At 46.9% G+C, this 14722-nt stretch carries 13 protein-coding genes and 1 pseudogene; 12 read left to right on the top strand and 2 right to left on the bottom strand.

The features are described from left to right. Window positions 1–12 precede the first annotated feature (12 nt). The 9 genes and pseudogenes from B9D94_RS14310 to B9D94_RS14350 form a co-directional block, all read left to right on the top strand. The gene (locus tag B9D94_RS14310) at window positions 13–921 is read left to right on the top strand and encodes a Gfo/Idh/MocA family oxidoreductase (protein ID WP_148247319.1); all 909 of its coding nucleotides are present in this window, start codon (window positions 13–15) and stop codon (window positions 919–921) included. Window positions 922–1103: 182 nt separating this feature from the next. Next, a complete protein-coding gene (locus tag B9D94_RS14315; RefSeq protein WP_148247320.1) occupies window positions 1104–1841 on the top strand; it encodes a glucosamine-6-phosphate deaminase in 738 nt (245 codons plus the stop codon). A 58-nt stretch (window positions 1842–1899) separates the two neighbouring features. Further along, window positions 1900–3072 (top strand): N-acetylglucosamine-6-phosphate deacetylase, encoded by a 1173-nt coding sequence (gene nagA, locus B9D94_RS14320; RefSeq protein ID WP_148247321.1) that lies wholly within the window; start codon window positions 1900–1902, stop codon window positions 3070–3072. 1346 nt (window positions 3073–4418) lie between these two features. Continuing rightward, entirely contained in the window at window positions 4419–5003 is a 585-nt protein-coding gene (locus tag B9D94_RS14325) for a hypothetical protein (protein ID WP_253806161.1), read from the top strand. A gap of 900 nt (window positions 5004–5903) precedes the next feature. Next, window positions 5904–7337 carry an ABC transporter substrate-binding protein gene (locus B9D94_RS14330; RefSeq protein WP_148247322.1) on the top strand — a complete coding sequence of 478 codons (1434 nt, stop codon included), beginning with the start codon at window positions 5904–5906 and terminating at the stop codon, window positions 7335–7337. A gap of 148 nt (window positions 7338–7485) precedes the next feature. Beyond that, a complete protein-coding gene (locus tag B9D94_RS14335; protein ID WP_172963947.1) occupies window positions 7486–8259 on the top strand; it encodes a carbohydrate ABC transporter permease in 774 nt (257 codons plus the stop codon). Window position 8260: 1 nt separating this feature from the next. Next, on the top strand, window positions 8261–9097 hold the full coding sequence (locus B9D94_RS14340) for a carbohydrate ABC transporter permease (protein ID WP_006210643.1): 837 nt from the start codon (window positions 8261–8263) through the stop codon (window positions 9095–9097). A 35-nt stretch (window positions 9098–9132) separates the two neighbouring features. Beyond that, window positions 9133–10035 (top strand): class I SAM-dependent methyltransferase, encoded by a 903-nt coding sequence (locus B9D94_RS14345; protein WP_006210642.1) that lies wholly within the window; start codon window positions 9133–9135, stop codon window positions 10033–10035. Between the two features lie 218 nt (window positions 10036–10253). After that, a pseudogene (locus B9D94_RS14350) lies at window positions 10254–10364 on the top strand (IS200/IS605 family transposase); the annotation flags it as partial. Window positions 10365–10485: 121 nt separating this feature from the next. Here the strand turns inward: B9D94_RS14350 and B9D94_RS14355 are convergent. Continuing rightward, entirely contained in the window at window positions 10486–11304 is an 819-nt protein-coding gene (locus B9D94_RS14355) for a helix-turn-helix transcriptional regulator (protein ID WP_234973001.1), read from the bottom strand. Window positions 11305–11415: 111 nt separating this feature from the next. On the opposite strand from B9D94_RS14355, the gene B9D94_RS14360 reads away from it, so the two are divergent. The 3 genes from B9D94_RS14360 (at window position 11416) to B9D94_RS14370 (ending at window position 13617) form a co-directional block, all read left to right on the top strand. Then, complete coding sequence (locus B9D94_RS14360; RefSeq protein ID WP_006210640.1) at window positions 11416–12258, top strand: NAD-dependent epimerase/dehydratase family protein; 843 nt, start codon at window positions 11416–11418, stop codon at window positions 12256–12258. A gap of 188 nt (window positions 12259–12446) precedes the next feature. After that, window positions 12447–12725, top strand: a complete 279-nt coding sequence (locus B9D94_RS14365; RefSeq protein WP_148247323.1) for a helix-turn-helix domain-containing protein — start codon at window positions 12447–12449, stop codon at window positions 12723–12725. Window positions 12726–13086: 361 nt separating this feature from the next. Then, window positions 13087–13617 carry a dihydrofolate reductase family protein gene (locus tag B9D94_RS14370; protein ID WP_063479553.1) on the top strand — a complete coding sequence of 177 codons (531 nt, stop codon included), beginning with the start codon at window positions 13087–13089 and terminating at the stop codon, window positions 13615–13617. A gap of 502 nt (window positions 13618–14119) precedes the next feature. Here B9D94_RS14370 and B9D94_RS14375 read toward each other — a convergent pair. After that, window positions 14120–14713 carry a TetR/AcrR family transcriptional regulator gene (locus tag B9D94_RS14375; protein WP_063479552.1) on the bottom strand — a complete coding sequence of 198 codons (594 nt, stop codon included), beginning with the start codon at window positions 14711–14713 and terminating at the stop codon, window positions 14120–14122. Window positions 14714–14722 lie beyond the last annotated feature (9 nt).

Below are 14722 nucleotides of genomic sequence, written 5' to 3' on the forward strand. Positions count from 1 at the left end.
GAAGGGAGCATTATGAGCCAACAATTATTGAAAATCGGATTAATCGGATTGGATACTTCGCATGTTATGGCATTTACAGAACTGCTGAATTCAGCTGATCATCCTTACCATGTTCCAGGAGGCTGGGTAGTAGCGGCATTCCCCGGGGGATCCCCGGATTTTGAACTAAGTGCATCTAGAGTTCAGGGTTACACCGATAAACTATCAGCAGACTACGGTATTTGCATCATGGATTCGATCGAGGAAGTAGCGGAGGCAAGCGATGTCCTAATGCTGGAATCCGTTGATGGCCGGATACATTTGGAGCAATTCTCGAAGCTCGCACCATTTCGTAAGCCTGTTTTTATCGACAAGCCCTTTGCTGTGAATTCCCGCGATGCCAAGAGTATATCTGCGCTGGCAAAGCATCATGGCATACCGATCATGAGCTGCTCCGCACTTCGTTACGCCGAAGGTCTGACCACAAAGCTGCGGGGAGGCGGAGATTCTCCGATTATAGGAATGGATTGCTATGGCCCAATGGCATTGCAATCGACGCAGCCCGGTCTGTTCTGGTACGGTATACACATGGTCGATATGCTTTACTCGGGTATGGGTAAGGGTTGTTTACAAGTCAGCTCTGTCCATAACGGCGATCACGACTTTGTAACAGGGCTCTGGAAAGATGGACGAGTCGGGACGATTCGCGGTAATCGAAGGGGAAATACCCAATTCGGTGCTGTTATTCATCGGGAAAACAGCTCGGAAGCGGTGGATGTCTACGCGCATCAGAAGCCTTACTATGCCAGTTTATTGGAACAAATTATGGAGATGTTCCGATCTAAACTCAGTCCTATTGATGTTGAGGAAACTTTGGAGATCATTCGTTTTATCGAGGCGGCCAACGAAAGTCGCGCAACAGGACGAACCGTTTTTTTATAGGTAATAATGCCAGCAAGTATAGCTAGACTTACAAGCAATATACTTAATCCAGACGATGAAATGACTACAAACATGATAATTCCTCTGTCGCATTTGGAGAAGCGGATGCTTCTTCCGCTTGATGGGTTCTATATAGCAGCGTCATTGGTGTAAAAATTGATAACACAAGGAGGAATTCCATTATGCAGCTGAACATATTTGAATATGCAGATCAGGCAGGCTTAGAGGCGGCCCGCACTTGCGAAGCCATTCTTCGAGATACGATAGCAAAGCAGGGCCATGCACGTATCGTATTGTCCACGGGCGCGTCACAGTTTGAGTTTTTGTCGCATTTTGTGAAGATGAATATAGAATGGGACAAGATCGAGATGTTCCATTTGGACGAATATATCGGGTTGCCCGAGTCGCGTCCTGCCAGCTTCCGCAAATATCTGAAGGAACGCTTCTTGAAGTATGCGCCCGTATCGCGGGCATGGCTGATTGATGGTGAGGGAGATGCAGGCCAAACGGTGGAGCGCCTCAATGATGAGATTGCCAAAGCGCCCGTGGATCTGGCCTTGATCGGCATTGGAGAAAATGCGCATATTGCCTTTAACGACCCTCCGGCCGATTTTGACAATGAGTCGCCATATACGATCGTCAACCTGAGCGATACGTGCAAAACCCAGCAGGTGCGGGAGGGCTGGTTCGACACGAATGCGGATGTCCCGCAACAGGCGATTACGATGACGGTGAAGCAGATCTTGAAGAGCCGCCATATTGTCTCGGTTGTGCCTCATCAGGCGAAAGCTTCGGCTATTCTGAACACGATTCAAGGCGGCGTAGACCACAATGTGCCGGCTACGATCTTGAAGACACACCCTAGCTGGAGGCTGTATCTGGACAAAGAATCGGCAGCGCCGATTTATCAATGGGCTTAACGATTTATGCCGTGAATCAACGGTTAGGAACGTCGAATCAAGGACAGGAGGGGTGCTTATGTTATGGCGCGGCAGGCTTAGCAATACGGGAGATCCCGTTGAAGTGAGGGCAAAAGATGGGCGGATTACGGAGGTTGCACCGCTTCAATTAGATGATCTGACGCGTGAGGCGTCATCGGATTTGCCCTGGATCAGCAGTGGCTGGATCGACTTGCAGGTGAACGGCTTCGCCGGTTACGACTTGAACGGAACGGTAACCTCGCATGGAGATATCGAAGGTGTAACCAAGGCGCTGCATCAACGGGGCGTGGCCCTGTATCTGCCCACCGTCATTACAGGCAGTTATGACCGAATGCGCCAGGCCTTCCATGCACTATCCGAATATCGTCAATCTGGTCGTTATGGAAGCGCCTCGCTGGCCGGAATCCATATGGAAGGCCCTTATCTCTCTGGCGAAGATGGCAGCCGTGGCGCACATCCGCGGGAATATATTCGCAATCCGGATTGGGAGGAGTTCCAGCGCCTGCAGGATGCGGCGAAGGGGATGATTAAGATGGTGACGCTCGCGCCGGAGCGTGAGGGAAGCATCCCTCTTATTCGCAAATTTGTGAAAGCAGGTGTTGTTGTTGCCATCGGACATACGATGGCGACAGCAGCGCAGCTTGATCAGGCGGTGGAGGCCGGGGCGACCGTGTCCACGCATCTGGGCAACGGATCACAGCCGGTCCTGCCAAGGCACCCGAATTATATCTGGCATCAGCTTGCGGAGGATCGGCTCTGGGCCACCTTCATTCCGGACGGCCATCATCTGGCACCGCCAGTGCTGAAGGCCATGCTGCGTGCCAAACGCGACAAGGCCGTGCTGGTCAGCGATGCCGTCATGTTTGCGGGGATGTCCACTGGCCGATACAGCAGCCTCATTGGCAGCGAGGTGGAATTAACCGCCGAGGGACGCCTGCACACGGTGAAGAACCCGGCCATTCTGGCCGGTTCGGCGTCCTCTCTCGACATTGGCATCGCGAATGCGGTTCGCTACACGGACATGTCACTGGCGGAGGCGGTTTCCGCCGTTACGAGCCGTCCGGCTGCAGTGATGAACGAGCCGCAATGGGGCATGATCGAAGCCGGGGGTCCGGCGAACCTTACGTTGTTCGACCACGATGGCCAAGGAGGGGACGTTCTCGTCCGTGAGACCGTTGTCGCCGGGGAGACGGTGTATCGGAGCAAGTAGTATTCACCCGCCCAATCACAGAAATACCATCCACCGAGAGAGGTTGTGGTCCGCGCCCTGGAAACGTACAAACTGCGGCTACTTATTCAGCGTCTTCAGGGCGATAAATAGCTACTCGCCCTGTCGATCGGAGCCCGATTGCCTATTAGGTAAGTATTTAGCTACATTTCATCGCTCTAGATCATTAAGCTAACAGGCAAATTACGCTACACCAGTATGGAATATCAATGGACTGGATAATGGATTAGGGACTAAATTTGATGAGATAAGGAGGAGGAACGTGGGGAGCTACGATAGTTATACTGAGCAATATAATGATATGGTGAACTCGGGGGGCCAGAGGGTTCATACAGATTTACTAATGAATCATAAAATTAAAAGGAATAACTTTTTACAATGGAGGATTTAGAAAATATTGTTTCAGATTACACGAAAGATAAGAAACATTTACATCTTGTTATCGGGATAATTAGGGAGAACGATATTGAATACCATTCATTTAGTAATAATAAAAAGAAGAGTATGATCCCTCCTGAAAATATGTTGTTTGAAATCGGCTGTGTGCTGTCATAATTAATGAGAATGCAGCCGTAAAAAACTTTACTCGCAACTTGTGATGAAAACTCAATAATTCCAGTGCCTGCACAAACAAATTTCAAACTTATTTTCTCTGAGAGATATCTTGAATATTAAAGTATCAAAGAACTGTGACTACTAGATCCTGAACGTCATCAATTTTCAGAAGGGAAATGTCTTTGTTACGTATCACAATCTCTAAATAATCAAATAATTGTGAAGTCGTTCCATTAACATAGGGAACTCCTAATGTCTGAAGTATAGATTGTATAATAGATTTGGGATATTTTAAGTATAAGAATGGTAGATCCATATAAAAAGCTCTTGTAAGAGATGGCGAAGAATTCATTAAAAAAGGAACGTGTCGGAGACCAAAAACATTAACCCATTGAAAGTCGCTATTTTAGCGGCTTTTTTGTTTTATCGGTACAAGTTCTTGTCCCGAGTCAAAGACAAGAACTTGTACCGATTGCCGTAATGGACAAGAACATAGTCCGATTACCGATTAGATGAATATCTAAGATCCCAATGCTACTTCATTAAGCTAACGGGCAGTTTAGTTATAACAAAACTCTCCCAAAATAAGGGGGTACATTTGATATAATCATCTAAGCAGTTGGTAAAACGGCTGTTGTTTACATAGATGGGTATCTATGCCGCTCAACATGATAACGAATATGTCCAGGATCATACGCGCTGCCTCATTATTGAGCAAATCTTCCAGTTAGCAAGCGAGTAAACAGGCGAAAACATAACTTTATAGTGGGAGTGTGAAATATGAAAAAATATTATTGGTTTGTATTATGATAATGTTGATGCTAGTATCGGCTTGTGGAAATGTTGAAATGACATCGCCTAAACCTGAAAAGGATGAGTCTATTATTCCAAAAAACACATCCAAATATTGTACTGTAGAACGTATAAATTTGGATACTAAAACTGAAAAATATTTCTATGGAACTTGGAAAGTTGAGAAGCTTTTAGGATTTGCAAATTCATATAATAATGCTTCTGAATATCCAACAGGGCAAAAATTTATTGGAGATGAAATTATAATCAAAAAAGACTTTTTTTCATCAAAAGGACTTAAAAACTATAGTAATTATCAATATGAACTAAAAAATCCATTATATGAGATTACAGCGACATGCTATAACTTTGACTCTTTTTATAGATTATATAAAATAGATATCCCAGACTTAAATATAAATGATGTAGTAAAAGCAATAGATATAAGTGACCCTTCTACAAAACTTAGAATACCTGTAGGTTTAAGTTTTTTTGTTGTTAATAACAATAGGCTTATCTTGTTATCAGAGGCAGCTATTTTTGAGCTTAAAAAAATTACGGATTAAATGAATTAAGGTTATGTAATAAATTCTGTGCTAATAGAATAGAAAATATCCTTCGTTGAAAGCAAAGATATCCGTAAAAACGGAATCTCATTCATAAAATGCTTATAATAAGTTTATACCAGCTTGTGGAAGTAAGAGCTGAGCAGAATCCCAAGTATCTAGTATATAGATCGTTATTGTATAATGCCCTATTAAGAAATGCTTAATTAAGACAAAGCAGTGAAGGCAAATTGAATTTTCCATTAAACTAACGGGAAACGATAGCACGATCAAAATAAGAAAGCAGGCTATACGGCCTCCCGCAAGTGATGGTTCTGCTAACGGAATGAAAGAGTACAGCGATGGAACAGAACCATCGCTTTTTTCGTTCAACCTTGCCAGAAGAGGGAAAGAAGGTTTTTTGTTATATAGAATGAACAAAAGAGATGAATGTTATAGGCCCTATTGGGCCGTTATAATAGGATGTTCAATGCAAAACTTTAGTTCAATCTATATAGATACTTCTATCGTCATAAAGGTTTTTCTTGGCTTTCAGAAATGTCTCTGATGAAATTGGCTTCGCGAACATGAAAAGTGATTACTTTCATTTTTCGTGCCTTATTGACGCGTCAGATAAGATAGTATATCATTTTTAATAGTAATCATTACGATTAACGGGATTTCATCATCATATTTTCCACGTAAGGGAAAAGTATACATCATTTCAAATCGTAATTATTACTGTTTACAAGAAGGGGGAATATCTATGATCAACTGGAATAAATTCCAGCTTTTATGTTGTGGGTGCGATGGTTAGGGAGCAAAACAAACGAGACATACCCCAAATATGGAGTCATGAATCGCACGATAATAACAAAACGTTAAGCAATAATTTCAATTCAAAAAAGGGGACACCGTAAGATGAAAAAACGTTTAGGCTCCGCAGTGCTTTGCACAATGATCACTTTATGCCTGTTTTTCGTGAGCGCCTGCTCCAGCAGCTCGCCTCAATCGGGAGAAACACTTTCCAAGGACAATCCGGCTGCGTCCGGGAGTGCGGAGGCATCATCGCCTGCCACGTCGCAAGCCGAAAGCAACGGAGAACAAGTCGTCATCCGCCATACGATGCACGATCACGAATTTACTCCCGAGATGATCGCGGAGTTCGAGAAAGAACATCCGAATATTAAAATCGAAACCGTACCGGCCGATTACAACAAGTTGATGTCGATGATAACAGCGGGGAATGTTCCTGACATTATTCGCACCGATTTGTCTGAGCTGCCAGGCTATGTCAACAAAGGGATGGCGCTTGATTTAACCGATTATTTCAACAGCAGTGCGGTGCTTCAACCGGACGATTTTCTGCCCATCGTCAACCAGTATCGCTACGATCCCGTGAAAGGAAAGCAAGGGGAAGGGGAGCTATACGGATTCCCGATGGACGTGTCGCCCGACTTTACGATTTTTTACAACAAAAAGTTGTTTGAAGCTGCGGGAGTGCCGTTTCCCAGCAGCACGGAAGCGATGACGTGGAGCGAACTCGTGGAGTTGGCCAAAAAGCTGACGGTGAAAAGCGGAGACAAGGTGACACAATACGGTCTCACCTATTATAAAGGCAATATCGCGGCTAACCAGGATCTGCTCAACCTGCAGCTTCTGCAGATGGGAAGTAGCGCTTACAGCTCCGACTTCAAATCGGCGGAATATACAAAGCCGGAAGTGAAGAAACTGCTTCAGTTTTGGGCAGACACGACTAAATCTATGATCGGACCGAACCCGCTGCATCCGGCAACAGATTGGGTCGGCCAACTGTTCGTCGAAAACAAAGCAGCAATGATGATGATAGGGTACCGTGGCTCAGGCTTCCTGAAAGCCAATCCGTTGACAAAGGACCGTCTGGCGGACTTTGGCGTGGCTCCGGCGCCTGTGGCGGATGACGGAACCCGTATTTCGCCGACAGCCTTTGGGACTGGAGCGATGATCTACAGCCAAACGAAGCATCCGAAAGAAGCCTGGACGGTGTACGAATGGTTTCTCGGCGGCAAGCCGGAGGAGGAACAAGTCAAGGCGGGCCTCGCCCTGCCCGGGACGCGCAAACTGATGGAACTGCTGCCGAAAGAGACGGATTTTGACAAAATGAACGTTGAATTCATTCAGAACGAATTAAAGTACAACAACGGGACCATGCCATTCAATTCTTATCTGACGTATCAGGCCGTGGACTCGGTGTTTGATAAGTACTTTACGCCGGTATATTACAATAAGGATACGGTTGACGGAGCTGCGAAAAAAATGACGGAAGAACTAAACGTCCTCATACACGAAGGCATTCAGTTGCTTGGCTCCCGCTGATCGAAAATAACCCATGAACAGAAGGACTAAAGAAGCACTGGAGTTCTACCTATTTATCTCTCCCTGGTTTGTCGTGTTCATCCTGCTCGGTCTACTCCCGTTACTTTATGGATTATATTTGAGTTTTACGAATTTTGCAGGTTTTAACATGCATGCCGTCAAATGGATCGGACTTGAGAATTACATCAAAGTGTTCACCGACAACGATGCCATGTACGCGCTCGGGCGGACGATCCTGATTACGGTCCTGATCGTCCCGTTGAGTCTCGTCGTCGGATTTTTGCTGGCCGTGCTGCTGAACCAGAACATGAAGCCTATCGGCATGTATCGCGCTTTGTTTTTCATGCCGTCTATCATTCCGGTCGTGGCGACTGGAACGATGTGGCGTTCTTTGTTCGTGCAGGATGGTCTGGCCAACCAACTGCTGACCGGGTTGGGAATGAAGCCAGTCGACTGGCTCGGCTACGATTATGCGATGCTATCCCTGTTGATTATGTTGCTCTGGGGGAGCGGCGGGGGCATTCTGATCAATTTAGCTGGATTGAAGGGCGTACCCAAGCATTTGTATGAAGCGGCTGCTATCGATGGCGCCTCGGCGACACAGCGTTTTACCAAAATTACGATTCCGCTCATGACGCCCGTTCTGTTTTTTCAATTTGTGATGCACGTCATCGGCTCGCTGCAAATTTTTGTTCAGCCGGTCCTGCTCGCGGCCAATTCGAACAGTCTGCTGTCTTTGCCGATTCGTCCCAATTATGTGTTCTCGGTGCACGCGTTTCAACAAATATTCGCCTTCAACCGATACGGGTACGGACTGGCGCTCCTTTGGGTCATGTTTAGCCTGATATTGCTGCTGACGATGGTTGTATTTGTCACAAGCAAGCTTTGGGTGTTTTACGAAGTTGGACAGGAGGGAAAATAAATTGGTACAAACCGGTTTCCGCTCCAGGGCTGTACGCACGGGACTATACGGCCTGCTCATCCTGCTGTCCATCCTGTTTGTAATGCCTCTTTATTGGCTTCTGACGAATTCGCTACAGTTGGCAGGTTCTTCGATGGTCTTTTGGCCGAAGGGGTTCCATTGGGAAAACTACGTTTTCGCAGTTACGATGATTGACTACTGGAAATATACTAGGAATTCTATCATCATTACGTCGATATCCGTCGTGATTCCCACCTTTACGAGTGCGCTTGTCGGTTTCGGCTTCGCTCGGCTCCGAGGTCCCGGCAAAAACGCACTGTTTATGCTGCTGCTATCAACAATGATGCTGCCGGAAATCGTGACGCAAATTCCAACGTATGTGATCTTCTTTCAAATCGGGTTCCTCAACACGTTTTGGCCCTGGTTGTTCTGGGCGATCGGCGGCAGCGCCGTCAGCATTTTTCTGTATCGCCAGTTTTTCTCCGGCATCCCCAAGGACTTGGAGGAGGCAGCGAGAATCGACGGCTGTTCGACGTTCCGCATCTTCTGGAACATCTTCCTGCCTATCTCTCTGCCCGTCATTGCAACGGTGTCCATCCTCTTGTTCAACAGGAGTTGGGGCAACGACTACGTGACGCCATTTATGTTTTTGCAGATGGATCGATACCCGCTGTCAACGGCGCTTTTCTCGATCGGCTACAAATGGCCTAGCGGACAAAATATCCCGATCATCCAAAGCGCCGGAATCGTTCTGTTCATCTTGCCGATCATCGTTGTGTTTTTTGTAGGTCAGCGATACTTGGTAGAAGGGATCGTATCTCCTAGCGTTAAAGGGTGAGACACAAAGATCAAAAAAGGAAAGGATGAACGGTTATGACTAACGATATCCTCGACGCAAGCATTTGGGAGGAGGCTTGGAGGACGGATCCGACCACATTCGCCAATCGGGTGAAGAAATCCGGCTTAGATCCCGCGCATGCATTCGACGATAAAGCGAAAATTTTTGACAAGCAGGCGTTCAGCGAAGAAGGCATTCGGAGACGAGAGCGGATTATCGGCTGGTTGGAGGATCAGGGGGTAGCATGGAAAGGTGCTTCCGTGCTCGATGTTGGCGCGGCCTCAGGTGGATTCTCCATTCCTTTTGCCGAGCGTGGTGCGGAGGTTACGGCTGTGGAACCTTGCGTTCCGCTCGCCGATTTGCTCCTGGAGAACGCAGGAAAGCTCGAATCCGGCAGCGTCAAACTGGAGCGTGAAAAGTTTGAAACGATCGACCTCGATACAGCGGGGTGGCGGGACGCTTTCGATCTCGTATTCGCCTCCATGTGTCCAACTGTATCGGACTGGCAAAGTGTAGAGAGCCTGATCAGCTGCGCACGACAATACTGTTATATCAGCACGACTGCAGGCGGGCGGGAACACGGCTTATTGGATGAGATTTGGCCACTGATTACGGACCGTCAGCGCGAACCCGATCATTCTGAAATGGTTTACCTGCTTCAGCTGCTTTATCTCAAAGGCTACTCCTATGCTTCGCTGATTACCCGAGAAATGAAAACGACCGAGTTATCGATCGATGCGGCAATCGAAGAAGTGATGGTCTTGCTGCGCCTGCAGCAGATTCCGGCGGATGAGCAGACTCGTCGGACGGTTACTGAATATATGCAGCGCACCTATCCGGACAATAAGGTTGTGTTCCAACAAGGAGGACGCTTCGGTAAGGTTCTCGTTCAAATACGAGATCGTCATATGTACAGTAGGGATATCCGGAAGACCTGACGTCGTGCAGACTAATCTTTAACCAAAAAATAAGAGGAAAAAATCTCCATGATGCATCGTGGAGATTCTTTTTTATTATGGCTTTAGCCAGTTGAGTGCGTGAAACGCGCGAAACAAAAAACCACCCGTGATGCGGGTGGAGGGATCGAGGGTTTCACCACTAAGACCATTCCCATAAAATTGAGATATTCAAGCTCAAAAGAAAGGAAGGGTCTTAGATGGCAAACAAGAGCTACAGTCTAGCTTACACAAAGTGGATGTGCAAATGCCACATTGTATTCAGCCCGAAGTATAGACGGAAAGAAATCTATAATCAAGTGAGAAAAGATTCAATCGAAATCTTCAGATGTTTATGTAAGAGCAAAAACAAATGGCGGCCCTGTGGCCGCCAGACTTCGTTACGCTTATGCTCGCCTTTCCTTAACAGAAGTCACAAATAACTTATCAATCTCACAGAGTGCTTATTAAACTTTTCAAACGCGCAGCCGTATCTGTTGAAGCTGTATAAATCATAATCTTCAAGTCGGGATTTTTTGACGGTTGGAGGATCACATGTTCAAACTCCATCTCTCCGATATGAGGATCGTAACTTCTTTTGTAGCGATCCGTAACGGCCTGAACGTCATGTAACGGCCATAACTCACAAAACAGCTGACTGGTCTTCATTAATTCCTCAATGAGCTCATTAAACCTCGGATCATCGCGTAAATATGCATAATCTGCACGAAACTGTGCGATCACAACTTGTGCTCTGTACTTGTCCGACCCTAGCAAGCCGCCCGTTAAAAGATGTTTCAACCAATTGGTTCTCTGCTGCATATGATTTGAAAATGGCGGTAATAGGAAAACGAATGCAGCCGCCCTGTTCCATATCAACAAATCCCAATATCTATTGAGAATAAAAGCTGGATTAGGTTCAAGAGCTCTTATTGTCTGTTCCAAACCCATATTAATTTGCTCATTATCTGCTCTTTCCTGTTGTGCCGGCTTTGCAAGAAGATGGAGGTGTTCACGTTCATCCTCCGTCAATTGCAACGCGTTTGCTATGTTATTGAGTACATCCTCTGATGGATTGACACATCGACCTTGTTCCAATGAGGTATACCATGAAGTTCCAATATGGGCAAGTTGGGCTACTTCTTCCCTTCGAAGCCCCGACGTCCGTCGTCGTCCATAAGATGCTAACCCTACATCTTCTGGAGAAAGGCGTTCGCGACGAGAACGTAAGAAATCACCTAGTAACTTTTTAGAGGGAACCTCCTTCATCATACTCCTCCTTATCCTGACACTCCCAATCATACGATAAACACAGGAAGGCAGCTAGTCGAGCCTTCTATTAAGCTAAACCTAAGACATTCAAAAGCTGAGGAGGATTTAAAAATGAACATTTTTGTAACAGGAGCTACAGGTAAAGTAGGAAGCCGTTTTGTCCCCCGTATGCTGCAGCGCGGACACCAAGTTAAACTATTAGTAAGGAACGCCGCAAAAGCGGATTGGCTTTATCAGCAAGGGGCCGAGCTTTTAGAAGGCGATCTTTTGCAGCCGGAAAGCTATGTTGACGATCTCCAGGGCACTGATGTTGTGATTCATTTGGCTGCACAGTTCCGGGGGGTAGACGAGAATACTACTAGAACAGCAAACTTCGATGGCAGTATAGCCTTAGCTCATGCGGCGTTGAAGGCGGATGTGCCAAGATTTGTTTTTACCAGTACCAATAACGTCTATGGTTCGGTCAATCGCTTGAGACCAAACCGCGAAGACGACGAGCTTAGACCCGTTCATCCTTATCCTCAAAGTAAAGTTGAGGCCGAAGAGGCGCTGCTGCAGCTTCATCGTGAACAGGGATTGGGAGTGCGCATCGTTCGGCTGCCTTTTGTTTATGGCGAATGCGATCCCCACATTACGGAAAGTCTGCCGTACTTCCGTAGTTGGAATCCAGCCAAAAGAATCCACATGATACACCACGCGGACGTAAGTCAAGCCCTGATGCTCGCAGCCATTATACCGGGTTTTGATGGCCGAATCTATAATGTTGGCGACGATGCACCGATCTCGATTGCGGAGCTTTTTCAACTTCATAACAGCGAGATACCGTCAGAAGCACTGCAAAAGGATTATGATCCGTGGGACATGGTCGTCGATACAACGCGAATAAGAGACGAACTAAACTATCGACCGATTTATCCTTCGTTCTACTCAGCAAGAGATGCAGGTGCGTTGTAATAAATTTATGGTAACCGTAATTAGAACAGCAGCGACATTCCATGACATTTGTCCAAGAATGTCGCTATTTATTTATCCTCATAAACCGCTCGGCATGGAAGGACGACTTGTGAATATGCAATGCCATCGCTCTAATATTTTATTTGGTTCTGACAACCTCAACACCATTTCCTACAGGAGAACCCAACATGAGCTACTTCCATCTTAGCACAATTGATCGAGGACAACTAGAAGCGCTGCATCGATTGGGCTGGTCATGCCGCAAGATCGGGCGTGAGCTAGGTCGACATCCTTCTACCATCGCACGAGAACCGAAACGCGGCGGCAGCAAGCAGGGCGAGGTTTATGCGGCTAGCTTTGCCACAGGCATATCACGAGCGGAGAACTTCGAGCTTGCCTGTCGGCAAGCATACCGCAGCTCTTGCAGAAGAGCTCAATCGGAAGCTACAGGGGATGTGGTCGCCTGAGCAGATCGCCGAGAAGCACCGAGCCGAAGGAAAGCCGTTCGTGTGCTTCAAAACGATCTACAGATGGCTCTACGAAGGCCGTCTCGCAGCCGGAGAGGTCAAGGTGCACGACATAAGGGATCCGTATGTTGATACACTGAAAGTATTCAGAGAAAATAAAGTGTTAGACTATGAAAATAATGTTGTAAACTGACTAAGCTTCGTTAAGCTAAAGTTGTATTCGGTCGGGCTGTGCACATTAGCAATCCAAGAGAAACCGGGCATGCTGTTGGATGATAAAATGTACATAAAGGAGGCTCCATATGGAACGTGTAATCCTGATGATGAATGTGCGAGAAAACTAGGGAGGAGAATCAGTCGCATGGCAAAGATCGTTTTCGCATTGAACCAGTCTCTGGACGGATTCGTCGACCACGACCACCCGGCATTTCAGCCCGACCCCTTACTATTCCGTCATTTCATCGACGATGTGAGCGGCCTGTCGGGCATCCTGTACGGGCGCCGCATGTACGAGAACATGCGGGTTTGGGACGGATTTGAATGGGGAGCGCCGGAACGGGAATTCGCAGCGGCGTGGCAAAGCAAACCGAAGTGGGTGGTGTCGAAGACGTTAAAATCCGTCGGTCCGAACGCTTCTCTGATCGAGGGTGACCTCGCAGCGGCCATAAGTGGGCTGAAGGCTCAGCATGAAGGGGTGATTGAAGTTGCCGGGCCGGAGTTGGCCCACAGTCTAACGGAGCTCGGTCTCGTTGATGAGTATCGACTCTATCTCCATCCAGTCGTGCTGGGTCACGGCAAGCCGTTCTTCGCCGGTCCGCGGCCGCCGCTGCGCCTCGTGGCAAGCGATCGAATTGGCGAGAATGTGATCAGGTTGACCTACGTTCCAGCTTAGTTGTGCGGTTGACCCAGCGACCTAAAGGGGCGATAGTTCAATAAAACGGCGGCGGTCTATGACTTTATTTTTTCATTCTTGGCTGCCGCGGTTTGGGAGAGTGTGACACAAATCTCTCATTATAATCGGCGGAATAATACAAACCTAACCTCGTGAATGTAAATTGGATCAAATAATAAATGATATCAATTCTTACGCACAGAAACGAGGGAAGAAAAAAATTGTTGAGGGACAAGAACATGGTCCCATTGAAGTCGCTATTTCAGCGGCTTTTTTATTTTATCGGTACAAGTTCTTGTCCCGAGCCAAGGACAAGAACTTGTACCGATTGCCGAAAAGGACAAAAACATGAGCCGATTACCGATTAGATAAATATCTAACTATGTTTCCATGCAATATCATTAAGCTAACGGGCAGATTAATTGAAGATCAAAACACGGAGTATCCATAAGTAACGGCAAGTTATTTTCGGGAATCGTCTATGTGCTCATCCATCCGTAGCTTACGAGCAGAGCTCCTGAAGATGGCGGGTGACGATCTGCTCAACGGTCTGCGGTGTGTATAGCTCCGGGCGGAGCAATGCGAGTATCGTCAAGCCTTCGACAATCGAGGCCAATCTTAATGTTTCGAGTTGAATGTCCACCGAAGAGGGGAGAAGCTTCGCCTTAGCTAGAATTTCAAGGACAGCTTTAGTCAGGTAGTGGAGTCCGTCCGTGAGCTCGTCTTTTTTAGCTTGTAATGCCAAACTCGTGAGAGATCGGATGGCGAAGATCCACCAGACGCCGACGGCAGTTCGTTTTTCCGCATCCAAAGGAAGCAGTTGTAACAGAATTTCCCTCGCAGCCTTCATCGGAATAGGGCTTATTTCCAGGCGCTCTTCTGCTCTGGCAACTCCTCTTGTCAAATAATAGTCTACGATAAATAGCAATAGTTCGTCCTGTGTTGAAAAATAATGCCGCAATGCGCCGGGTGACAACCCTGCCGCAGCTGCAACGGCACGGATTGACGCATGTTCAACCCCTTTTTCTTCAATGATATTCCATGCTGATTCGGCGATTAGTTTTCTCTTTTGTTCGTGGTCCACGACTTTCGGCAACGGTAAACG

Source organism: Paenibacillus sp. Cedars, from assembly GCF_003184205.1.
GTDB classification, from domain to species: Bacteria; Bacillota; Bacilli; order Paenibacillales; family Paenibacillaceae; genus Paenibacillus_AQ; species Paenibacillus_AQ glucanolyticus.

Bases quoted from the DNA above. Each gene is read 5' to 3' on its own strand.
- B9D94_RS14310 (WP_148247319.1), top strand. From the start codon at position 13: ATGAGCCAACAATTATTGAAAATCGGATTAATCGGATTGGATACTTCG.
- B9D94_RS14335 (WP_172963947.1), top strand. From the start codon at position 7,486: ATGCATGCCGTCAAATGGATCGGACTTGAGAATTACATCAAAGTGTTC.
- B9D94_RS14330 (WP_148247322.1), top strand. From the start codon at position 5,904: ATGAAAAAACGTTTAGGCTCCGCAGTGCTTTGCACAATGATCACTTTA.
- B9D94_RS14365 (WP_148247323.1), top strand. From the start codon at position 12,447: ATGAGCTACTTCCATCTTAGCACAATTGATCGAGGACAACTAGAAGCG.
- B9D94_RS14360 (WP_006210640.1), top strand. From the start codon at position 11,416: ATGAACATTTTTGTAACAGGAGCTACAGGTAAAGTAGGAAGCCGTTTT.
- B9D94_RS14370 (WP_063479553.1), top strand. From the start codon at position 13,087: ATGGCAAAGATCGTTTTCGCATTGAACCAGTCTCTGGACGGATTCGTC.
- B9D94_RS14315 (WP_148247320.1), top strand. From the start codon at position 1,104: ATGCAGCTGAACATATTTGAATATGCAGATCAGGCAGGCTTAGAGGCG.
- B9D94_RS14345 (WP_006210642.1), top strand. From the start codon at position 9,133: ATGACTAACGATATCCTCGACGCAAGCATTTGGGAGGAGGCTTGGAGG.
- nagA (WP_148247321.1), top strand. From the start codon at position 1,900: ATGTTATGGCGCGGCAGGCTTAGCAATACGGGAGATCCCGTTGAAGTG.
- B9D94_RS14355 (WP_234973001.1), bottom strand. From the start codon at position 11,304: ATGATGAAGGAGGTTCCCTCTAAAAAGTTACTAGGTGATTTCTTACGT.